Here is a 22,104-nt window from a genome sequence, read left to right as displayed (position 1 = left end):
ACTGAAATTTATTTAAAAATAGAAGGTAACGGATTGCTATAATTTTTTAATATTTACAACAAAATTAAAAACAAAAAACCCCAATCTTTCGATTGGGGTTTTTATATAAGTAAGTAATCTAAATTGAGTTGATAAAACGTTTATTTTACTTTATTAAGTACTGCTTTGAAAGCTTCTGGGTGATTCATCGCTAAATCTGCAAGAACTTTACGGTTCAATTCGATGCCGTTAGCTTTTACTTTACCCATAAATTGTGAATAAGACATTCCTTCCAATCTAGCTCCAGCGTTAATACGTTGAATCCACAATGCACGGAAATTTCTTTTGTTCACTTTTCTGTCACGGTAAGCGTAGCACATTGCTTTCTCTACCGCATTCTTAGCAACTGTCCAAACGTTTTTACGTCTACCAAAGAAACCTTTGGCTTGCTTCATTATTTTTTTTCTTCTTGCTCTTTTAGCAACTGAATTTACCGCTCTTGGCATAATTTTGATGTGTTTTTGTAGCTGGCGGCTTGAATTAAATCAAAAGCGCTTAATGGCCATACTCCAAGGTTATTTTAAATTGTTTTAACCTAAAGATTATTTAGTCAAAAGTTATTAAAGTCGAATCTCGAAAGTCTTTAAGACTTCTGAGTTTACAACTTTAAGACTTACTTATATAATTCTTAATTGTTGTTTGATGCTTTTCATATCTGTTTTGTGAACTAACGCTGAGTGTGTCAGAGCTAATTTACGTTTTTTAGACTTTTTAGTCAAAATGTGACTTTTAAAAGCATGCTTTCTTTTAATCTTTCCAGAACCAGTAACTTTAAAACGTTTCTTGGCGCTAGATTTGGTTTTCATTTTAGGCATTTTTTCCTAGTATTTTAATTTATTCTTACTTACTTATCTTTTTTCAAGTTTAAAATTGTAAAACTGGACGCTGACCACTTCAAACTGAATACTATTTTTTCTTCTTCGGAGCAATGAACATAATCATTCTCTTTCCTTCTAAAACTGGCATCGCTTCCACTTTACCAAATTCTTCAAGATCTGTAGCTAATCTCAACAATAAGATTTGACCTTGATCTTTATAAATAATTGATCGTCCTTTAAAGAAAACGAAAGCTTTCAATTTTGCGCCTTCTTTTAAGAATTTTTCCGCATTCTTTCTTTTAAATTCATAATCATGTTCATCTGTTTGAGGTCCAAAACGAATCTCTTTAACGACTACTTGTGTAGATTTCGCTTTCAGGACTTTGTCACGTTTTTTTTGCTCGTAAACAAATTTCTTGTAATCCATTATTTTACAAACCGGAGGTTCTGCATTAGGAGATATCTCTACTAAATCCAGTTCGAATTGATCCGCTAATCTTAAGGCTTCTGAAAGTTTAAAAACTCCTGGTTCAATATTCTCACCTACAAGCCTTACTTCTTGTACACCACGAATAAGATTATTTATTCTGTGTGCATCCTTTTTTTCTACGCGAGGTTGATAACCTCTGTTGCTTCTTATTGCTATGACTTTATAATTTAAGTTAAACTGAAAATACTTTTAATGTTTGGTTGATTTCTTCATTTACAATAGCAACAAATTCTTCTATTGTAACGGTGATATTTCCTTTTCCTTCTTGTCCATGACGACGGATAGAGATCGTACCATTTTTCTCTTCTTCCTCACCTACAATCAACATAAACGGTGTTTTTTGCATTTCGGCGTCTCTGATTTTCTTTCCTATTGTCTCGTTTCTATTATCAACCGAGGCGCGAATTTCGTGATTTTCTAGCAAATCTAAAACTTTTTTCGCATATATTTCATATTTCTCGCTCAAAGACAATATTATAGCTTGTTCAGGCATTAACCATAGCGGGAAATTTCCTGCAGTATGTTCTAATAAAATAGCGATAAATCGTTCCATCGATCCAAAAGGAGCACGGTGAATCATCACAGGTCTGTGTAATTCGTTATCCGATCCTTTATAAGTCAAATCAAAGCGTTCTGGTAAATTATAATCTACCTGAATCGTCCCGAGTTGCCATTGTCGTCCCAAAGCATCTTTTACCATGAAATCCAATTTTGGACCATAGAAAGCAGCCTCGCCATATTCAATTACTGTGTTCAAACCTTTGTCTGCAGCAGCATTAATAATTGCATTTTCTGCTTTTTCCCAATTCTCGTCAGAACCAATATATTTATCTCTATTTTCTTTATCTCTTAAAGAAATTTGAGCGGTAAAGTTTTCGAAACCTAATGAGCCAAAAACATACAATACCAAATCAATTACTTTCTTAAACTCTTCATCCAGTTGTTCCGGAGTACAAAAAATATGTGCATCATCTTGAGTAAAGCCTCTTACACGAGTTAAACCGTGTAATTCGCCACTTTGTTCGTATCGGTAAACCGTGCCAAATTCAGCATAACGCTTTGGTAAATCTTTATACGACCACGGGCGTACATTATAAATTTCACAGTGATGAGGGCAGTTCATCGGTTTCAGCAAAAACTCTTCTCCTTCGGCTGGTGTAGTGATCGGTTGAAAACTATCTGCACCATATTTCGCATAATGTCCAGAAGTTACATACAGTTCTTTTTGGCCAATATGTGGGGTAATTACTTGCTCATATCCTGCTTTTTTTTGTGCTTTTTTCAAAAACTGTTCCAATCGATCTCTCAAAGCGGCTCCCTTTGGCAACCACAAGGGTAAACCTGCACCCACTTTTTGTGAAAAAGCAAATAATTCCAATTCTTTTCCTAATTTTCTATGATCACGACGCTTTGCCTCTTCTAATAATAAAAGGTATTCTGTCAGATCTTTTTGTTTGGGAAATGAGGTTCCGTAAACACGTGTAAGTTGTTTGTTTTTTTCATCACCACGCCAGTATGCACCGGCTACACTCATGATTTTCATCGCTTTGATTATTCCAGTATTTGGAATATGTCCACCGCGACATAAATCTGTGAAAGTAGAATGATCACAAAAAGTAATTGTTCCATCTTCAAGATTGGTAATCAATTCTGTTTTGTAAATATTGTCTTTGTATAATTCTAATGCATCAGCTTTAGAAACTGGGCGTAATTTAAATTCATGTTTTCCTCTTGAAATTTCAAGAACTCTGTCTTCAATTTTCTTAAAATCAGCATCAGTGATTTTATGATCTTCAAAATCTACATCGTAATAAAACCCATTTGAAATTGCTGGTCCGAGTGTTAATTTTATTCCAGGATACATTTCCTCCAGAACTTGTGCCATGACGTGTGAAGTGGAGTGCCAGAACGCTTTTTTTCCAGCATCATCATTCCACGTGTACAATGTAAGACTGCCGTCCGTCGTCAAAGAAGTTGTTGTTTCTACAGTTGTACCATTAAAAGAAGCCGAAATTACATTTCTGGCAAATCCTTCACTAATGCTTTTAGCAACATCCATGGGAGTTACTTCTGGAGTAAATTCTCTAATTGACCCGTCGGGCAAAGTAATCTTAATCATTGTTTGATATTTTAAGAATGCAAAGATAGATCATTACAAAAACACAAACAATATATATGTAAGGTTTGTTAGTCTAAAATTAATAATCCAGCGAGTTTGTAAGAATCGGTGTCGTATTAAAAAATATTTTCGGTCAAACATGCGCAAAACATAATCTAAGATTAATTTTAAAAATCTTTCCTATTTTAATTGTAGCGCGTCAAGCAGTTCTTTTTTTAGGAAAAAAAAGTGTGTTTTTTATAAATCGATTTTCTTTAATTCTGTGTAGTTTCTATTCAATTTTTTTAATAAAATACCATAAATCAATTGATAAAATAACCATACGATACCTACTAAAACAACTACGAAAACTAACATCAAGATACAAATAAAAAATATTCTAGCTCCATCATCATTACCCGTTGCTGATTTAATTTGAATCTCATTGGAAAGTAATACTACAGAAACAAAAAATGCAATAAATAAATTGTATCCTATATAATATCGTACTGTTTTCCGTGTGTTTAAAATGCACTCCATTAGTTTTTTTGTATTTGAAGTAACTGATATTGAGCGGTAATTCTTATAGAATAAATAGATGAAATATAGCGCTACACCGTAGCTTAAATAATCTAAAGCAGTAATTAATATTGTAATTATTTCAGATTTACTCACCCGATCATCTGGAAGTAAAAAGCTTAATGAATTTAATACTATAAATTCTATGATACTAATAATAAAAATCCACTTCACTATCGAAGAAGATTTTTTATGTATCATTTTATAAATCTCGATTTCGGATACTTGCTCAAAAGAGTTTTCGCTCTTCTGCCAATCTTTTTTTAATAAATCCAGCTCTTTCATATTCCTAATGGATTTAATATTTTTTTTAATTTCCCTTTTATTCTATTCATTTTCACCCTTGCATTTACTTCGCTAATCCCCAATGTTTCTGATATTTCCTGGTAATCTTTATCTTCCAGATACATAAAAATCAACGCCTTTTCAATATCATTCAGTTGGTAAACTGCTTTGTACATTAATTTTAATTGTTCCTCCTCTTCATAGTCATATTCCACATCATTCAGGAAATGTTGTCGTCCTTCAAATTCTATAGTAACTATGGATCGTTTTGTTTTTCGATACAAAGTAATTGCTGTATTTAATGCAACTCGATACGCCCAAGTAGAAAATTTGCTGTCACCCCTGAATTTTGGAAAAGCCTTCCATAACTGAATTGTAATTTCCTGAAACAAATCCTTGTGTGCATCATCGCCATTAGTGTATAACCTACAAATTTTGTGGATTATATTCTGATTTTCCTGCAACTGCTTTACAAAAGAATGTTCTAAATTATCACTCATATATACGTTAGTAATTCAATACTGGTTTTTGTTACAAAGTAGCACTTTTTTTTCGAGGAGCACAACACTATTCATTTCATGACTAAGACTCGTCCCGCTGTACATTACAATCTTTATTTCCTGATAAAAATCAGTAAATAAAGGATTTTCATTGCCATCGGGGCTACTTCACCCGTATAGTTTTTAGAAGAGCATTTGTTAAAAAACAAAAATTTCGATACTATTTGATGAAATTCAACAGTAGAAAACATTGTATCTTTGATTCTTGACAATTTTGAAACTTTTTTATAAAAATATGAACATCCCAAATTCAACTTTACCCAGAATAGTAATAATAGGAGGAGGCTTTGCCGGGATTGCATTAGCCAAAAAATTAAAAAACAAAAAAGTTCAGGTTGTCCTTTTAGACAAACACAATTATCACACTTTCCAACCTTTATTATATCAGGTAGCTACTGGCGGACTTGAAGCGGGTTCCATAGCATACCCAATCCGAAAAGTAATTCAAGAATACGATGACGTCTATTTCAGACTCACCAATGTTCAAGAAATCGACACTAAAAACCAAAAGATAATCGCCGAAATTGGAGAATTGAGCTATGATTATCTCGTGATTGCCACAGGTTCCAAAACCAATTATTTTGGCAACAAAGAAATTGAGCGCAACAGTATGGCTATGAAAACCATACCGCAATCGCTCAATATTCGAAGTCTAATTCTTGAAAATTTTGAACAAGCGGTTTTAACCACTGATGTAGCCGAACAAAATAGTCTCATCAATTTTGTACTCGTAGGTGCTGGACCAACAGGAGTAGAGCTTTCCGGAGCTTTAGCCGAAATGAAAAAAGCCATTCTGCAAAAAGATTATCCCGATCTTGATATTGCCAAAATGGAAATCAATCTGATTCAAAGTGGCGACAGGATTCTTAATACAATGAGTGAGAAATCATCTGAAGCTGCCGAAAAGTTTCTAACTAATTTAGGAGTTAAAATCTGGAAAAACGTTCGCGTAACTAATTATGACGGACGCACGATAACCACAAATTCCGATTTGACTTTTGAAACTGCCACCGTAATTTGGACAGCAGGAGTTCAAGGCGCTCTTGTTGCGGGATTGGATGGTAAATCTTTGGTTGACAAAGTAGAACGCATTCGGGTCAATGAATTCAATCAAGTGGTGGGGTACGACAATATTTTTGCAGTAGGCGATATCGCTTCCATGGAATCCGAAAGCTATCCGCAAGGACATCCCATGATGGCACAACCTGCAATGCAGCAAGGGAAATTATTGGGTGAAAACTTATTGAAATTAATTCAAAAGCAACCTATGGAAGCTTTCGAATACAATGATAAAGGTTCTATGGCAACCATAGGAAGAAATAAAGCGGTTGTCGATTTACCTAATTACCATTTTAGTGGCGTTTTTGCTTGGTTTGTCTGGATGTTTGTGCACTTGTTTTCCCTTATTGGATTCAAAAATAAGGCCGTCGTATTCCTGAATTGGGTATACAATTACATTCGTTTTGATCGTGAAGGAAGATTAATCATTAGACCTTACAAAAAGAAAAGTTTTATGACTTTTACGAGTGATGAAGTGTAATTTTCGAACGTCTTGAAATTAAATGTTGGTAATCTTTTAGAGTTGTTTGTCATTCCACTGTAACTTTTTTACTTTCATTACCATGCGATAAAAAATCAAATTATGTCACTTAAATAACGCTCTAAATTCTCCTTATCTCTTTTTAAATATTTAAATCTGTCTCAAAAATTAGTATTAGAAGGATGTTCAATTTACTTTTAGACATTTGACTTTCAAACTTTAAGACTAAAACTCTTTTCCCTTGTAATAATTCACCATCAAATTCACAAATTTGCTGTAGCCTTCCATGCCGTCTTTTTGCTGGTTCACTTTAAGGAATTGGTCGTAAAAAGCATGAAAACCCTTATCGACAATTGTGTCGTATTGCTTCCAGAAATGCTCACTTTCTTTGTAGTTTTTCAAAATTCCGGGATGGACAGTTTTTAATAATTGTTTGTAAATCGTTTCGTCTCGGGCTTGCCAATTACCTAAACAATAGCGTAAAGCCATGCTGTAGCCCGAATACTGAATGTACAGATTATCATTTTTTACAGATGCTAAAAAGCCGATAAAGTTGCATTCACTTTCGCTGGCGTAGCCCATTTGGTGTGCCATCTCATGATTTGTAGTCATCGGGAAACTATACATTGGACCCAAATAATTAACCTGTGCTTCATTAGTAAACGGATTCAAATAGCCTCCAAAACCCATATAAGTCAACGGCAAACTAATCAGTGATTTCTTGGTGCTCAATTTGGAATAGGAAAAATAAGGATATTCCGCGGATAAGTTTTTGTATCCATTCAGACTCATTTCAAAAACCTGTTCTTGGGAGTAGGGAAATTCCACTTTCAAGCTGTCGTTTTTTGTGAGTTGGTTTTGAATAGCATTGGTTTTGGCAATTATTTTTTTGGTGAAAGCCAACAAATCCTCATCCGAATAATCTTTTTGAATTTCCATTTTTTCAAAAAGTGGTTCACGGTAATAGTTCAACGCCCAAAGAACATGAAACAAAAAGTAAAAAACTGAAACAAAACTCAAGATGCTAAATAAAGTGTTTTTCCATTCGGATTTCCATGTTTTTCGTTGGTTCCAAAACCATTTAAAAATCAATAGAGTAACAAGGAAATAAAGACAGTCACCGACAGAAAAAGGAATTTCACCCCAAATAGTTCTTGAAAACAACGAAAGTATCGGATAGAAACCATTGCTGTACCATTCTTCTATCTGTGCGGGGTAAAAGGGAATAATTTGCAAAAGCAGTATTTGAATAAATAGAAAGATGGAAAGGAAATATTTAGTTTTCAATGTTTGAAATTTGGTAATGTAAATATAATTACAATATCAATTACTACCATAGGGAATTTAAACTTTGTAACTTTGGTACTTGTAAATGTAAAACCTCAAACAAAATTAAATGAGCCAAGAAATAAGAAATCTGGAACCAAAAGCACTTTGGAATAAGTTTGCCGATTTGAATGCAGTGCCTCGTCCTTCTAAAAAAGAAGAGCGTGTGATCGCGTTCATGAAAAACTTTGGCGAAAGCCTAGGATTGGAAACTTTCGAAGATGAAATTCGCAACGTAATCATTCGAAAACCAGCTACTGCAGGAATGGAAAACCGAAAAGCAATAGTACTTCAAGGACATTTGGATATGGTGCACCAAAAAAATTCGGATACTGTTTTTGATTTTGATATACAAGGAATTGACATGTATATTGATGGGGATTGGGTTCGTGCTCGCGGAACAACTCTTGGTGCTGATAATGGTCTTGGAGTTGCGGCTATCATGGCAATTTTAGAAAGCACTGATATTCCGCATCCTGCAATAGAAGCTTTGTTTACCATTGATGAAGAAACTGGAATGACAGGAGCTTTGAATTTAAAAGGAGGTATTCTGCAAGGTCAAATTCTGCTGAATTTAGATACAGAAGAAGATGATGAAATTGACATTGGTTGTGCCGGAGGAATCGATGTGACAGCTACTGCTGAGTATGATGAAGAGGAAACTCCGGAAGGTTCTGTAGGATATACAATTACTGTGAAAGGATTGAAAGGTGGACATTCAGGAATGGATATTCACAAAGGTTTGGGTAATGCCAATAAAATCATGAATCGATTGTTATTTGATGGTTTTGATAATTTTGGTTTGCAAATTGCTGAAATAAAAGGAGGCAGTTTACGCAATGCAATTCCTCGTGAAAGTCAGGCAAAAGTAATTATTGCCGAAGTGTATGATGAAGCTTTTGTTTTTGACATGCAGCAAATTGTTAACGAAATCAAAACGGAGTTTAAAGCAACGGAACCAAATTTTGAAGTTGTTTTTGAAAAAATGGTTGCAGCTCCTACTAAAGTAATGCCAACAATTGCTCAGTTTTACTTTGTGAGATCCATGTATACTGCTCACAACGGAGTGTATAGAATGAGTGCTGATTTTGACGATTTAGTAGAAACATCAAATAACATCGCCAAAGTGGTTGTTGGAGATGGTCAACTTTCAGTACAGTGTTTAACGCGTTCTTCTGTCGAAACATCTAAATTTGATTTGGCTAATGCGTTGCGTTCCGCTTTTGAATTAATGGGCTGTGAAGTAGAATTTTCAGGTGCATATCCAGGTTGGACACCAAATTCAGAATCAGAGATTTTAGATGTTTTAGTTCCGATTTACGAAAAACAAAACGGGGAAAAACCAAAAGTGGTGGCGTGTCACGCAGGATTAGAATGTGGGATTCTAGGAACTAATTATCCGGATATGGATATGATTTCTTTTGGACCAACGATTCATGGTGCGCATTCTCCTGATGAAAGAGCGAGTATTTCTTCTTCTCAGAAATTTTGGAAATTTCTATTGGAAATTTTAGCTAATATTCCGGTGAAATAATATTCAGTGTTCAGCATTTAAAAAAAAATAGTGTTCAGTAACAAACGAAACTGAACACTATAAACTGAATGCTGAACACTAATTTTAATCTCTTTTAGGACTGTTTTTCTTGTCTCTTTTTTCTTCTTTCTTTTCTTTAGCCGTTTTTAAGGGCTCTTTCTTCGCGGTTTTCTTTGCGTCTTGACTTTTTGCCATGATATAGGAATTTAGGTTTTGTTTTTAATTGTTGATTCAGGTAAATGTATATAATATTTTTGATTTGTCTTAAATATTATTTTAAAAAATCCCCATCGATAATTACTAATGCTACACCATTAGCAGACATAGAGCGATGCGAACTAGCATCATCAGAAACTACGTAGGTCATTCCTTTAGAAAGCAGAACTTGTTCTCCCGATTTTAATTCACTAATAAAATCTCCTTCAAGACAATGAACAACATGTCCTTTTTGACACCAGTGATTTGCCAGATAATCTTTGGAATACCTTACTTTACGAATTCTAAGTCCGCCTAATTGTATTGTTTGCCAATGCGCTATTCCTGTTGTCCCGATATGTTCAGTTTTTTCTATTGAATCCCAATCAATAGTTTGGAAAGGTATATTGGACATTTATTTTACTTTTTTGATTATTTAAATTTTGAATAGAACTTGAATGTAATGACTTTAAAATAAAAGTCCCCAATTTTTTCAGAATTGAGGAATAATCTAATTTATTATAAAAGTCTAAACTTTAATTCAATAACAATTTTTATTTTTTCTTTAGAACTTTGTATTCCTCATAACAACCACTAATGGCGTCCATAATTTGTAGGTCGTTCGCCGTTTTTATAAACGATTCCGAATAGTTGCAACGTTGTAAAATCTCAGGGATTTCATTTTTATCAATACCTAAAAGTACGGCTATAGTTTCTCTGTCAAATTTTGATTCCAAAAGATTACGTACCGTATCATCTTTCTTCATTTCTTTGAGTTTTTTGAGCTCTTTTGGATTGTTACCAAAGAAATTATATAGCATATCTGCTGGATTAAAGATAGAACCAAGAACTTTTCCAAACGCATTTGGAGAATATTCGCCAGCTTCATATCCCTGAGTCAATCCGGAAATACTGTACCGATAGTTTTCTTTTATAGGAATAATTTTGGTGTCTACTTCAAGATAACCGGTCAGATTAAAAGGGCGTATTACCACTTCTTCAAGTGCGATCGCTCTTTCAGTAAGTTGTATTTTGGTGCTTTTATTTTTGATCCAGTCATTGGTGACCCTAACACGAAGAGATTGAAAACCCAGACTTGTAATGTGCAAGGTGTCGTTTAATTGAACATCTATCTCAAAAAATCCTCCTGCATCAGTTGTAGCACCTCTTACTTTGTTGATATTAATAATATTTACGCTGGATAGGGGTTGTCTGGTTGAATTACTGATGATGATACCATCAACTTTTTGTGAAGGTTCTTTAACTTGCGCAAACGCTGTTACAGATATTACTAAAAAAAAGAAAACTACAAAATATTTCATAAACTGATTTAAGACTTTAAAAGTAATAAAACAGGATTAAATATTTTGTAGTTCCAGTATAATTATAAGAAAATTAACAATACCTGTTAGTCTCTTCTTGGTCTTCTTGGTCTTGGTGAATCACCAAAGCTTTCAGATCGTCTCGGTGCTCTGTCAGATGAACCTTCAGTTCTAGGTCTGTCAGATGAAAAACCACCTTCTCTTCTTGGAGCATCACTTCTTCCGCCAAATCCACCTTCTCTAGGAGCCGAATTTCTATCGCTTCTAAATCCGCCTGAACCTTCTCTTCTTGGGGCAAAACTTCCTTCTCTTCTTGGAGCTGAACTTCTTCCGCCACCAAAACTTCCACCTGAACTTCTTCCATTATGGTCACGTCTTCCGCCACCATCGTTTTTAGAAATTTCAACATTGATTCTACGTCCTTCTAATTGCACGTTATTCAATATTTCCATTACTTTATCAGTATGTTCGGGATCTGTGTTAAAGAAAGAAAAACCTTCTTTTACATCTACTTTGAAAACGTCATCACGACCTAAGTCCAATGTTTCTTTCAAATAATCTTTTAATGACATCCAATCAAAGTTATCTCTAGAACCTATGTTCACAAAATATCTTGTTGCACCACTATTGTTATTTTCTCGTGGAGCACCGTCTCTGTCATCATGATCACGTCTTTCAGAACCTGATGCTTGATTAGAAATATCTCTAGTTTTCTTATAATAATTGATAAAACGATTGAATTCAACCGACACCATTTTCTTAATAAGTTCTTCTTTAGATAAACCCTCAAGTACACTATTGATTGCAGGAAGGTAAGTGTCAATTTCATGATCAACTTCAGTATCCTTAATCTTCGTTGCTAAGTGTAACAATTGGATTTCACAGATTTCAATTCCAGAAGGAATTGTTTTCTCTTCAAATTTTTGTTTGATGATTCTTTCAATTGAAGAAATCTTTCGCAATTCACTTTTAGTTACAATTACGATAGAAGTTCCTAATTTACCAGCACGACCAGTACGACCAGAACGGTGATTGTACGTTTCTATTTCGTCAGGTAATTGATAATTTACTACGTGAGTAATATTGTCAACATCAATTCCACGTGCAGCAACATCAGTCGCTACAAGCATCTGAATTTGTCTTCCGCGGAAAGATTTCATTACCCCATCACGTTGCGCTTGAGATAAATCTCCGTGCAAAGCAGCAGCGCTGTATCCGTCTTCAATCAATTTTTCAGCAACAGCTTGCGTATCTCTTTTGGTACGACAAAAAACTACTGAGAAAATGTCTGGATTAGAATCGGCTAAACGTTTTAAAGCTTCGTAACGGTCACGAGCATTAACAAGGTAAAATTCGTGTGAAACTGTAGCTGAACCCGAGTTTTTAGTTCCAACTGTAATTTCAATTGGATCTTTCATGAATTGTTTTCCAATACGTGCTACTTCAGCAGGCATTGTTGCAGAGAATAACCATGTATTTTTTTCGTCTGGCGTAGTCGAAAGGATGTTTACGATATCTTCATAAAAACCCATGTTCAACATTTCGTCAGCTTCGTCAAGGATACAATAGTTGATTTGAGAGATGTTTACTAAACCTCTATTAATCATGTCTTGCATTCTTCCTGGAGTTGCCACAATAATCTGCGCACCTCTCTTTATGTCTCTCGCTTGTTCTGTTATGCTAGCTCCACCGTAAACTGCTACCACATTAATACCTTTTTCGTATTTAGAGTAGTTTTTAATTTCGTTGGTAATCTGCAAACACAATTCGCGGGTTGGAGATAAAATTAATGCTTGTGTGTTTCTGTTGTTGGCATCAATTTTCTGAATAACTGGAAAACCAAAAGCTGCCGTTTTCCCTGTCCCTGTCTGAGCCAACGCAACCATATCTGTGTCTTTTTCCAATAATAGGGGAATCGCTTTCTCCTGTACTTCGGTCGGATTTTCAAATCCTAGATCTAAAATCGCCTTCAGTAACGATTCACTCAATCCTAATTGTTCAAATTTATTCATATGTATTTTTAAAATAGGGTGCAAAATTACTGTTTATAATCCATATAAACTAATGCTATTTTAAGATTTGATGATTTATTATAATTTGATTATCAGAAAGTTATATTTTTATTTACAAATTTGAGGTTTCGATTTAGGCTATTGAGTATAAAATCATGACTTTGAATTTAATATTGTGTTGTAAAAATGTTGTAATCATAACTTATTCGATTTCTTTCAAAAAATTAATTAATTGCTGAGTCGCCTTTCCTCTGTGACTTATTTTATTTTTTACGTCCAAGGATAATTGGGCAAATGTTTGAGGAAATCCTTCCGGTTGAAAAATGGGATCGTAACCAAAACCTTGATTACCAATTTTTTTTAAAGTAATCTCACCTTTTGCAATTCCTGTAAAAAGATATTGTTTGCCGTTTAAATTTAATGCGATAACAGTTTTAAATTGTGCTTTCCTTTCATTTTGAACTGCTAAGACTTCTAATAGTTTATTCATATTATCATCTGCATTGCGTTGTTCGCCAGCGTAGCGTGCGGAGAAAACGCCCGGATCGCCATTTAAAGCGTCTACTTCCAGTCCAGTATCATCAGCAAAGCAATCATACCCGAATTTTTCAGTGACATAATTTGCTTTTTGAATTGCATTCCCTTCAATAGTGTCTGCGGTTTCTGGAATGTCTTCAAAACAACCAATGCTCTCTAAACTTAAAATGGTAATAGTTTCAGGAAGCATGCTTTGTAATTCCAAGATTTTATTTTTGTTATTTGAGGCGAATACGAATTGCATTTTTTTAGTTTTAATCTTCAAATATACATTTTCTACTTATTTAAGAATTGAAATGATTGATTTTTTATTACAAATATTTATTGGCTGGATATAAAGATTTAAGCATTTTTAATATCGATTTAAATTACCATCTTAATATTTAGTTAAAGTAATATTTATCAATATTTTAAATAAAATTTTAACGTATATTTGAATGTAGTTTTGATTGGTCACTTGTATAATTCACCAGCAATAGTGATAATATTCAGATAGTCAATTGTACTGAACGGTAGAGTTGATAATGGTAAATCAAAATTAACAATTGGAGGTCTTTCACAAGGCCTCCTTTTTTTTGGAATATTTTCATCAGCAATTTTATACTCTAAAATACAGCGATAATATGTTAGTAATAGTATGCAAATCAATAAGTTAAAAACATGTTAAAGTATTAATTAAGTGTTTTTTATGTTTAAAACTGTTGTATATTTGATTGTGGTTTTGGTTTTTTGTTGAATATATCCATCTGCAAAGAGAAGAGTATTTAATAGTTAGTAGCATCGAAAGATTCAATCTGATAACAACAAACCAAAGTCCATATTTGGAGGCACTTTAAAAAGGCCTCCTTTTTTTGTGCCTATTTGTAAAACAAAAAAATGATTTTTAAAATTTTTCAATTGTTGAAAATGCATTCACTTATTTATTCGTAATGTTGGGATTTAAATAAACTGTTTAGAATTGTTGTTATTGTATTGGCAAACAGCACGTTAAATACATGTTAAAGTCTTTATCAAGGGTTTTTAATTCAAAAACTGTTGTATATTTGAATATGGTTTTGGTTTTTTGTTGAATATGTCCATCTGCAAAGAGAAGAATATTTATTAGTTAGTAGCATCGAAAGATTCAATCTGATAACAACACACCAAAGTTCATATTTGGAGGCCCTTTAAAACGGCCTCCTTTTTTTGCTCTTTCTCCAATAAATAATTTTGCAGTTTGTTAAGATCTCATTTTAAATTTTAAAAAACTATATGATAAAATTCCCTTTCAAATATGAATTATATAAATGAAATAATGCTTTTAAAATTTTAAATTATAGTTAAAATACTGACAATGAATTTATTGCAATAAAATAATTGTATCTTTGATTGTGGTTTTGATTAATTGATTAAGTTGTTACTTTTATAATGAGATTGACAACTTATAATTGACTCTATCAGTAACGGTATGAGTTAGTATTGGTAAATCAGAATCAATAATTGGAGGACTTTACGAGTCCTCCTTTTTTATTATTAACAATCATATTAGTATTGTTTCATAATCGTGAATACTAAAACTACCTGTTAATTTGAGGTTAAAGTATTGATTATTAGTACTTGTTAATTCATTAAATCTTAAATTTAAATGTGGTTTTGATTCATTACTTGAGTATATCCATCTTACAATAGGATTTGATAATTCAATAATCATCTATACTTGTAACAGTATGAGTTGATAATGGTAAATCAGAATCAACAACTGGAGGGCTATAAAGGCCCTCCTTTTAATTCAAGCGTATTTTACTTTGATTCTTGATTACACTTTTTAAATTATTTCGAAAAATATAAATCGGATAAATGAACTAATTCAGCACCGTGAACAAAAATATTGATGTCAACTCCAGCAAAGCTTTTTTTACTTGCTGCAGGAAGGATCACGTCAGCGGAGTATAAAGTGTTTTTATTAAAATTAAAAACGCGTTCTGTCTTATCTGTAACCACTAATCCTTTTATCCTCATTTAGTCTTGTGTTGCAACTCTTGTTGGACATTGGTTATTGTTTCATCCTAACGCTTAGATACATCCCAACAATAATATACATCGGCGCGCACTATTGCAAATGTCAGCGCCAATTGCTCTTGCTCTCCGTATGGAATATCCAAATATAAGTTTACCAATGGAAATGATTCGGATTTTTTCTTTAATTCTAAAACTAACTAAAGCTTTGTTGACAAAAATATGTAATGACTCAAATGGCATTCCTGCACCATCTGCAAATTTTAATGATCCAGTAATAATTCCTGCCTCGGCACCATCAACGGTAATGAAATCAGGAAAGCAGTTTTGGGTAATCATTTCGTGGCATACTAGTTCAAATTCTCGGGTATCTTCAATGCATAATTTAAAGCCAATTGGTTTGCCATTAGACAGCTGGCGTAATTTTGCTATTAAAGCAATTAAAGCTATTATATCTTCAAAAGTAGAAGGACTAGGAGAAGAAAGTATTGTTATATTTAATAAAAGACCTCTTATTTTAGCAATTTGAAATGTGTTTTTTGCTACAGGCAAAACACCATCGTGACCTGATTTTGCTCGCTTCGGTAATTTAATTAAACTCATTTTTACTTCTGGCAAATTTGCTTTTTCAGCAAAATTAATGCCATCGAGTCCACCTATATTATCTCGGCAGCCAAAACAACCAGTACCCATTTGCCAGAATACGTCGCCATGTGTTGATGGTATTGGATTAAACCACCTTTGCCGGTATTGTGATGTAATTTTTCTTTTTGGGCTCCTTGGTTCAGTTTCACTATTGCATTTTTGCTTAAAGAATCAAAACTCATTGCTGAAATGTTTAATCAGCAAGGTTAATACTGTTGTGTTCAATCAGGCGCGCCAATTGAAACCCGCAGAAGCTCTTAATTGTCTGCTGTTGGGAAAATAGAATGTTTATTTCCTTCCTACATAGACTGGTTTTAATTCATTTGTGTCCCAAACGATGTCTTCGAATCAATATTTTTAGCTCTTTGATACGTGAGCGAACATTCATTTCTTGAAAATGGTTTTCCGTTCGTGCAACGTTCTGAAAAATATCGCTGAATCGCAGGAGCTATCATTTCGAATATATCTGAAATAACCCAAAACAGCAAAATTTCTTAAAATGCAATGTTTGTATCGTGAAGCATTTGTAAAACTTACTGAGAATATACAATCAATGCAGCCATGAATAGCAATCCAATATTAAAATAATAATAAATGACAGGTTTACTCATAAGTACGAATATTACTAAAAATATAATTTTTTGACTTATTGTAAAGTTTTTTCAGCCCCGACAATAATAAGAATTTTAAATATTTTGGACTTTTAATTCTGTTATTTGACAGAAATTGCTTTATTTCACAAAACAAATGTAAAATTTAAGCGTAGTTGGAAAACTAAAGTTTCTTACGTTGCGTACATATGTTGCTTAATCATAATTTATTAAACATGAGTCAAAAAACCAATAAACAGATTTGTGCTATTTTGAAATTATTATTTTTCACCTTGTTTTTTTCAAACACCTATTCTCAATATGTCTTTAGCGGTGATACAATTCCTAAAGAAATCTCTTTGCATAATCACACCACAATTGCAGATGTAGGGAAAAGAAGTTTGGATATCAAATATGTTGTTGCCAATTATGACACCCTGAATCCCACAAAACTTATCAGTGAAAATGATGATTTAGGTTTTACTCAAAATAATTTTTGGTCAAAAACAAAAATAAAAAATCTTACAAATTCAAAATTAAATTATTATCTGGAAACGGCACGTCCCATAACAGATTTAGTAGAATTATATATTGTTGATGTAGCCTCAGGAAAAATAACTACCAAGATTAGTGGGGATAATTTGGCATATTCCGAACGTAGTTTCGATAATCGAAAAACTATTTTTAAGATTGAAATAGCACCAAAATCCAGTTTGCAATTATATATGCATTTGAAGAGTGACGGTGAGGTAATAAAAATTCCCATGATGCTTTATTCGTCGGAAAGGTTCATACAAATGATTTCAAATGAACAATTATTTTTTGGAATTTTTTACGGCATTTTGTCTATCGCAGCTATTATCTATTTTTTCTTCTTTTTTGCTTTAAATGAAAAAATATTTTTATACTACAGTTTATACGTTTTATTTGTTGGATTACTACAATTCGCGTTAGATGGTTTTTTCTACAAGTATGTCACACCAAATGCAGGATGGTTTTCAAATCATACTGTCTTATTTATGGCGATAATTGCCGTCTTTTTTTCGGGTAAATACAGTGAATTATTTTTAAAGATTAAAAAAAATAGCAAGAAAATTTATATTCTGTTTAATATCGCTTACGTATTATTGTTTTTATTATTATTATGCATCATTTTTATTCCCTCAACTTTATTATTTTCGTATGTTTTAGTTAATGTTCTTACGCTTGTGTTTTTAATTTTGATTGTTTGCTCAATAATATATTTATATTGTAAAAAAAAGTACATAGATCCTTTTTTTACAGCTGGTATTTCATTTCTGATTATCGGATTCGGTATTTTTATTTTATATAATTTCGGATTATTACCTAATAATTTTTTCAATCAAAACAGTTCAAAATTAGGGACTGGATTAGAGGTTATTTTTCTTTCACTTTCGATGGCAAATTTGATACGGAATTTGAAAAATGAAAAAAACGAGCTCAATCGCCTTGCTTTGATTCGCTCCGAAGAAATGAATGATTTAAAATCCTATTTCTTATCGAATATCAGTCATGAATTGCGAACGCCGCTGAATGCAATTATAAATTTAATTGATTCTATTTCTAGTGAAGTTCAGGATGATGTAATCAAAAAAAATTGCCAAATTATAAAGTACTCTTCTCATAGTTTATTAAGTTCTGTGAATGATATATTAGACTTTTCTAAAATCGAGAAAGGAGAATTAAAGCTTGAAAAGAACCCATTTGATCTAGTACAGGTTTTGGGAAATTTAAAGAATAATGCCATCAATAGAGCCGAAGATAAAGGATTAGTTTTTCAGTTTTCAAAGTCAGGTACTTTTCCTGATTTAGTGATCGGGGATGTTAACCGATTGGTTCAAGTTGTAAATAATGTGCTGAATAATGCCATCAAATTTACAGCGACAGGATTTGTCAAATTTCATGTTGATTGCCAATTGAAAGAGGGAAATATAGCCAGTTTGATTTTGACTGTTTCGGATTCCGGTGTTGGCATTTCAAAAGATAAAATGGAAAGTATTTTTGACTCTTTTTCTCAAAATATTATTGATAATAAACGAAAATTTGGCGGACTTGGTTTAGGACTTTATATCGTGAAAACTTTAGTCGATATGCAAAACGGAACCATCAAAATGGAAAGTAAAGTAAACGAAGGAACGACTGTCGTTATTACAATTGATTTTGCCATATCAGCACAGCAAAGAAAGCTAGAGGCTCCCGCTAAAGTTGCTTTAGATGATTTGGCAGGAAAATCCATTTTAGTGGTCGAAGATAATCCCATTAACCAGATGGTGATAAAAATGATTACAAAAAAATGGTTGGATACTAAGGTGGTTTATGCTAATAATGGTCAGGAAGCATTAGATGCATTTAAAACAAATCAATTTGATATTGTATTAATGGATCTACAAATGCCAATCATGGATGGTTATGAGGCAACAATCGCTATCAGAAATGGCGAAGCTGGAGCGCACAATAGCAATATTCCTATCATTGCAGTTACCGCCGATGTAATGGAAACCACAAAAGATCGTGTAAAGGAAATAGGAATGAATGATTATTTGTCGAAACCACTAAAGAAAGAAACTTTATATGAGGCAGTTAAAAAATTAGTTTAACTGAAACGCAGTCTTACATAAACGTGTTTGATTCCTTTTTTATCAGAGTCTCTTTCGTCGATTTCGAGTATGTCAGTCAATGATTTTAGCATGGGAGTTAATTTTGAAAAGCCATAATTTCTTGGGTCAAATTCCGGTTTTTTCTTTACAATTAGGTTTCCCACATCACCTAGAAACGCCCAACCGCTATCGTCAGCAATATCTTCTATGGTTGACTCTATTAATTCTATGGTATGCAAATCGACTTTATTTAAGCTTTTTGGCGTAGCTTTTTTAGTATCGGTTGCGGTTCTTTTTGGTAATTTCTTTTTAATGGCGCCATCCAAAACTTCGATATAAATGAACCGGTCACAGGCTACAATGAATGAGTTTGGCGTTTTTTGTTCGCCAATTCCAATGACTTTCATTCCGGATTCTCTCAATCGGATGGCTAAACGTGTAAAATCAGAATCACTGGATACGATACAAAAACCATCCACTTTATCGGAATACAATAAATCCATAGCATCAATAATCATCGCTGAATCCGAAGAGTTTTTTCCAACCGTATAACTGTATTGTTGAATAGGAGTAATGGCATGTTCCAATAATACACTTTTCCAGCCACCTGCATTTGGTTTAGTCCAATCGGCATAAATACGTTTGGTGGTGGGTGTTCCAAATTTAGCAATTTCTTCCATCATTCCTTTTACATTGCTGTACGGAACATTGTCAGCATCAATGAGAACGGCTAATTTTAATTCTTTTGTATCTTGTGACATTTTATTAAAAGTATTGATTTTCGTACTTAAAGGTACAGATTATTCTTTTGAATTGTGTTTATTTTATTTTTTGGAAGCCAAATCTTTAATTGAAACGTCATTGATGCGAACATCCTTCAGTACCGCTTCTCCATTTTTTACTGCCACTAAAGCGTAAGTTTCGTTTTTCTTTTTGATAGAGAATTCCTGATAGATTTTCTCCGCTTTTTGCGCAATATCTTCATTCATATAAAACCGATTGAAAGGAAAATCAATTAGTATTTTGGAGTTAATATAACCCAGACTAATTTTCAATTTAATATAGGATTCGTTATTTTTTGGTTTGATTTTAGAAATAGAACTGATTTTGGCAAACCCATTTTTGTCGGTAGTGAGTGTTGCAAAAACAGTTTCACCGCTGTGCCATTTAATGTTTTTTTGTACAGTGATTTCTCTTTCTTTAAAGAATAATGTAATGTATTTTCCTCTAAAAGGATCGTACGGATCTATTGGAATAGTTTGGAATCTAAATTCTTTTCCACTTTTTATAATATCTTCCTGATTGTATATCATTTGGAATGGAACGTATAATTGCGCCATAACAATCAAGATGAAAATTAGGAATATAATTTTCTTATTTTTCATTTTTGTTTCTTTTTTTAAGGATGAAATAATTAGTCAAAAAGAATCCTAAACCAATTGTCATAAATAGAATCCCTCGAAGGACGAAACTTAAATCAGTATCGAAAAAACGACACATAATAAGAACAGTAATAAGGAGTAATCCAAAATTCAATAGTCCCATATGATTTCGTTTTAAGCCTCGTTTAACTTCAAATATACCAATGAATAATACGAGTGCATTTGCTGCTAATGAAAACTCGTAACCGGTAATGAGAAGAAGTATGTTCATCAAAAATGAAAGTTCAAAAAGAGAGACTTCCTTAAAATTTGTTGTACTGTTTTTCTTGTAAAAGAAAAACGCTGCGAGTACTGTGAGTACAAAAGCAGTTATGAATTCTATTGATAGCAATGTTTCTGATATTGAATCCGTTTTGTAAAAAGATTTATTCCAAAACCACTTAAAACTATATAACAGCAATAAATAGAGTATCCCTAATTTTCCAACAATCATAAAGCTGTTGTTTTTTAATTTTTGCTGGTCAAAGAATGGCGTTTTACCAATGAAATAAAAAATTGTGAATAAACTCATGTAGCTCAAATACAGTAAATTTCCATTTTTATGGGCAATCGTACCGAGGCAAATTACAATTGATAAGGAAATAAACCAGTTGTGAAAAAGTGTAAAGTTGCTTAGAGCTTTGGTTTTCAACAGCTGATAATAATAGGGAGCAATTCCTAAAAGTAACAACCAGTATAAAAAGGAATGCGTACTTGGATAGGTAAAATAATTAGCATTACAGCCATAATACGTAATCCCAGCTGTATATAAAAGAGAAACTATCGCCGATTGCAGCAGATAAACCAGCGGCAAACTTAATAGCATCCAAGCAATAATGAAGGAATTAATATCTCCGGGAATATTATAAACCTGAGCTACTAATGAAATGCTAGCGCCGATGGCAAAGAATACAAAAACGGATGCTGTTTCTCTCCAAACCGTACTTGCGGATTTTTTTAAAAGAGAATAGCCGCAAAAAATCTGGCCAATCAGAAGCGGGAGAAAAGATAGTATTACTCTGGTAAGTCGAGAAAGAGTATCCCAGTTATGTGCGAAAACAAGAATAATTCCAAGTCCAACAAGTACGGCTCCCAAAATCCCAAAAACGGAAAAGAGTCTGTTGTAGTTTTCTTTTTTTTTTTGGTGGAAGTAATCGCGTATTCTCTGGGCTGTTTCTGCACTAACTACCTTGGCATTTAGTAGTTCATGTAGTTCATTTGTTATTTTGTCAGACATAAACTATGTTTTATATAATTCAAATATACAAAGTTTACCATTAGAATCGTTTTTTTAGCCCTGACCGCAACGGCATCCTTTTGCATTGTCATTGCGAGGAACGCAGCAATCTTCCTGACAGTGCAAAAGATACAGTGTAGAGCAGGAATTAGCTCCAGATAATCATAAAGTTAAAGCTTGAAAAATAAATTTACTTTCAAGTCCTTTATAAAGTTTAAATAATTATTTTTGCCACTTCTCAAAATTAAAATTATTACTTGATA

General features: G+C 33.1%; 18 protein-coding genes and 1 pseudogene. 3 read left to right on the top strand and 16 right to left on the bottom strand.

The annotated features are described in order from the left end of the window. Positions 1-140 precede the first annotated feature (140 nt). The 6 genes from rplT to ACP7AV_RS11795 all read right to left on the bottom strand — a co-directional run bounded on the left by rplT (position 141) and on the right by ACP7AV_RS11795 (position 4,809). Positions 141-485, bottom strand: a complete 345-nt coding sequence (gene rplT / locus ACP7AV_RS11820) for a 50S ribosomal protein L20 (protein WP_091205336.1) — start codon at positions 483-485, stop codon at positions 141-143. A gap of 171 nt (positions 486-656) precedes the next feature. Next, the gene (gene rpmI / locus ACP7AV_RS11815; RefSeq protein WP_022827375.1) at positions 657-854 is read right to left on the bottom strand and encodes a 50S ribosomal protein L35; all 198 of its coding nucleotides are present in this window, start codon (positions 852-854) and stop codon (positions 657-659) included. A gap of 91 nt (positions 855-945) precedes the next feature. Next, a complete protein-coding gene (infC, locus tag ACP7AV_RS11810) occupies positions 946-1,503 on the bottom strand; it encodes a translation initiation factor IF-3 (RefSeq protein WP_369699884.1) in 558 nt (185 codons plus the stop codon). 16 nt (positions 1,504-1,519) lie between these two features. Beyond that, complete coding sequence (gene thrS, locus ACP7AV_RS11805; protein WP_426092113.1) at positions 1,520-3,466, bottom strand: threonine--tRNA ligase; 1,947 nt, start codon at positions 3,464-3,466, stop codon at positions 1,520-1,522. Positions 3,467-3,703: 237 nt separating this feature from the next. After that, complete coding sequence (locus ACP7AV_RS11800; RefSeq protein WP_426092112.1) at positions 3,704-4,309, bottom strand: hypothetical protein; 606 nt, start codon at positions 4,307-4,309, stop codon at positions 3,704-3,706. Further along, positions 4,306-4,809 (bottom strand): RNA polymerase sigma factor, encoded by a 504-nt coding sequence (locus tag ACP7AV_RS11795; protein WP_426092111.1) that lies wholly within the window; start codon positions 4,807-4,809, stop codon positions 4,306-4,308. The genes ACP7AV_RS11800 and ACP7AV_RS11795 overlap by 4 nt, the downstream gene beginning before the upstream one ends. A 295-nt stretch (positions 4,810-5,104) precedes the next feature. On the opposite strand from ACP7AV_RS11795, the gene ACP7AV_RS11790 reads away from it, so the two are divergent. After that, positions 5,105-6,409 carry an NAD(P)/FAD-dependent oxidoreductase gene (locus ACP7AV_RS11790; RefSeq protein WP_426092110.1) on the top strand — a complete coding sequence of 435 codons (1,305 nt, stop codon included), beginning with the start codon at positions 5,105-5,107 and terminating at the stop codon, positions 6,407-6,409. Between the two features lie 225 nt (positions 6,410-6,634). Here the strand turns inward: ACP7AV_RS11790 and ACP7AV_RS11785 are convergent, their stop codons facing one another. Continuing rightward, complete coding sequence (locus ACP7AV_RS11785; RefSeq protein WP_426092109.1) at positions 6,635-7,696, bottom strand: DUF3810 domain-containing protein; 1,062 nt, start codon at positions 7,694-7,696, stop codon at positions 6,635-6,637. Between the two features lie 109 nt (positions 7,697-7,805). On the opposite strand from ACP7AV_RS11785, the gene ACP7AV_RS11780 reads away from it, so the two are divergent. Continuing rightward, positions 7,806-9,269, top strand: a complete 1,464-nt coding sequence (locus ACP7AV_RS11780; RefSeq protein WP_426092108.1) for an aminoacyl-histidine dipeptidase — start codon at positions 7,806-7,808, stop codon at positions 9,267-9,269. Between the two features lie 271 nt (positions 9,270-9,540). On the opposite strand, the gene ACP7AV_RS11775 is transcribed toward ACP7AV_RS11780, so the two are convergent. The 6 genes and pseudogenes from ACP7AV_RS11775 to ACP7AV_RS11750 form a co-directional block, all read right to left on the bottom strand. After that, positions 9,541-9,879 (bottom strand): DHCW motif cupin fold protein, encoded by a 339-nt coding sequence (locus ACP7AV_RS11775; protein WP_426092107.1) that lies wholly within the window; start codon positions 9,877-9,879, stop codon positions 9,541-9,543. 139 nt (positions 9,880-10,018) lie between these two features. Next, a complete protein-coding gene (locus tag ACP7AV_RS11770; protein WP_426092106.1) occupies positions 10,019-10,786 on the bottom strand; it encodes a carboxypeptidase-like regulatory domain-containing protein in 768 nt (255 codons plus the stop codon). Positions 10,787-10,872: 86 nt separating this feature from the next. Next, complete coding sequence (locus ACP7AV_RS11765) at positions 10,873-12,798, bottom strand: DEAD/DEAH box helicase (protein WP_426064753.1); 1,926 nt, start codon at positions 12,796-12,798, stop codon at positions 10,873-10,875. Positions 12,799-13,000: 202 nt separating this feature from the next. After that, a complete protein-coding gene (locus ACP7AV_RS11760; protein WP_426064755.1) occupies positions 13,001-13,579 on the bottom strand; it encodes a non-canonical purine NTP diphosphatase in 579 nt (192 codons plus the stop codon). A gap of 1,565 nt (positions 13,580-15,144) precedes the next feature. After that, on the bottom strand, positions 15,145-15,333 hold the full coding sequence (locus ACP7AV_RS11755; protein ID WP_426092105.1) for a hypothetical protein: 189 nt from the start codon (positions 15,331-15,333) through the stop codon (positions 15,145-15,147). Between the two features lie 54 nt (positions 15,334-15,387). After that, positions 15,388-16,157, bottom strand: a pseudogene (locus ACP7AV_RS11750) (glutamate synthase-related protein). Between the two features lie 644 nt (positions 16,158-16,801). Here ACP7AV_RS11750 and ACP7AV_RS11745 point away from each other — a divergent pair. Beyond that, complete coding sequence (locus tag ACP7AV_RS11745) at positions 16,802-19,183, top strand: 7TM diverse intracellular signaling domain-containing protein (RefSeq protein WP_426092104.1); 2,382 nt, start codon at positions 16,802-16,804, stop codon at positions 19,181-19,183. On the opposite strand, the gene ACP7AV_RS11740 is transcribed toward ACP7AV_RS11745, so the two are convergent. The 3 genes from ACP7AV_RS11740 to ACP7AV_RS11730 form a co-directional block, all read right to left on the bottom strand. After that, entirely contained in the window at positions 19,180-19,944 is a 765-nt protein-coding gene (locus ACP7AV_RS11740) for an NYN domain-containing protein (RefSeq protein ID WP_426064759.1), read from the bottom strand. The two genes, ACP7AV_RS11745 and ACP7AV_RS11740, sit on opposite strands and share 4 nt — an antisense overlap. Before the next feature lie 63 nt (positions 19,945-20,007). Continuing rightward, complete coding sequence (locus tag ACP7AV_RS11735) at positions 20,008-20,568, bottom strand: GDYXXLXY domain-containing protein (RefSeq protein ID WP_426092103.1); 561 nt, start codon at positions 20,566-20,568, stop codon at positions 20,008-20,010. Continuing rightward, on the bottom strand, positions 20,558-21,841 hold the full coding sequence (locus tag ACP7AV_RS11730; RefSeq protein ID WP_426092102.1) for a DUF2157 domain-containing protein: 1,284 nt from the start codon (positions 21,839-21,841) through the stop codon (positions 20,558-20,560). Before ACP7AV_RS11730 ends, ACP7AV_RS11735 begins: the two co-directional genes overlap by 11 nt. Between the last annotated feature and the right edge of the window lie 263 nt (positions 21,842-22,104).

This window comes from Flavobacterium sp. DSR3-2, assembly GCF_049896525.1.
Classification (GTDB): domain Bacteria; phylum Bacteroidota; class Bacteroidia; order Flavobacteriales; family Flavobacteriaceae; genus Flavobacterium.
This window is presented reverse-complemented; position numbering and strand designations above follow the sequence as displayed.

Bases quoted from the DNA above. Each gene is read 5' to 3' on its own strand.
- ACP7AV_RS11740 (WP_426064759.1), bottom strand. From the start codon at position 19,944: ATGTCACAAGATACAAAAGAATTAAAATTAGCCGTTCTCATTGATGCT.
- ACP7AV_RS11745 (WP_426092104.1), top strand. From the start codon at position 16,802: ATGAGTCAAAAAACCAATAAACAGATTTGTGCTATTTTGAAATTATTA.
- ACP7AV_RS11795 (WP_426092111.1), bottom strand. From the start codon at position 4,809: ATGAGTGATAATTTAGAACATTCTTTTGTAAAGCAGTTGCAGGAAAAT.
- ACP7AV_RS11735 (WP_426092103.1), bottom strand. From the start codon at position 20,568: ATGAAAAATAAGAAAATTATATTCCTAATTTTCATCTTGATTGTTATG.
- ACP7AV_RS11770 (WP_426092106.1), bottom strand. From the start codon at position 10,786: ATGAAATATTTTGTAGTTTTCTTTTTTTTAGTAATATCTGTAACAGCG.
- ACP7AV_RS11790 (WP_426092110.1), top strand. From the start codon at position 5,105: ATGAACATCCCAAATTCAACTTTACCCAGAATAGTAATAATAGGAGGA.
- ACP7AV_RS11780 (WP_426092108.1), top strand. From the start codon at position 7,806: ATGAGCCAAGAAATAAGAAATCTGGAACCAAAAGCACTTTGGAATAAG.
- ACP7AV_RS11800 (WP_426092112.1), bottom strand. From the start codon at position 4,309: ATGAAAGAGCTGGATTTATTAAAAAAAGATTGGCAGAAGAGCGAAAAC.
- ACP7AV_RS11760 (WP_426064755.1), bottom strand. From the start codon at position 13,579: ATGCAATTCGTATTCGCCTCAAATAACAAAAATAAAATCTTGGAATTA.
- rpmI (WP_022827375.1), bottom strand. From the start codon at position 854: ATGCCTAAAATGAAAACCAAATCTAGCGCCAAGAAACGTTTTAAAGTT.
- ACP7AV_RS11775 (WP_426092107.1), bottom strand. From the start codon at position 9,879: ATGTCCAATATACCTTTCCAAACTATTGATTGGGATTCAATAGAAAAA.
- ACP7AV_RS11755 (WP_426092105.1), bottom strand. From the start codon at position 15,333: ATGAGGATAAAAGGATTAGTGGTTACAGATAAGACAGAACGCGTTTTT.
- rplT (WP_091205336.1), bottom strand. From the start codon at position 485: ATGCCAAGAGCGGTAAATTCAGTTGCTAAAAGAGCAAGAAGAAAAAAA.
- ACP7AV_RS11730 (WP_426092102.1), bottom strand. From the start codon at position 21,841: ATGTCTGACAAAATAACAAATGAACTACATGAACTACTAAATGCCAAG.
- thrS (WP_426092113.1), bottom strand. From the start codon at position 3,466: ATGATTAAGATTACTTTGCCCGACGGGTCAATTAGAGAATTTACTCCA.
- ACP7AV_RS11765 (WP_426064753.1), bottom strand. From the start codon at position 12,798: ATGAATAAATTTGAACAATTAGGATTGAGTGAATCGTTACTGAAGGCG.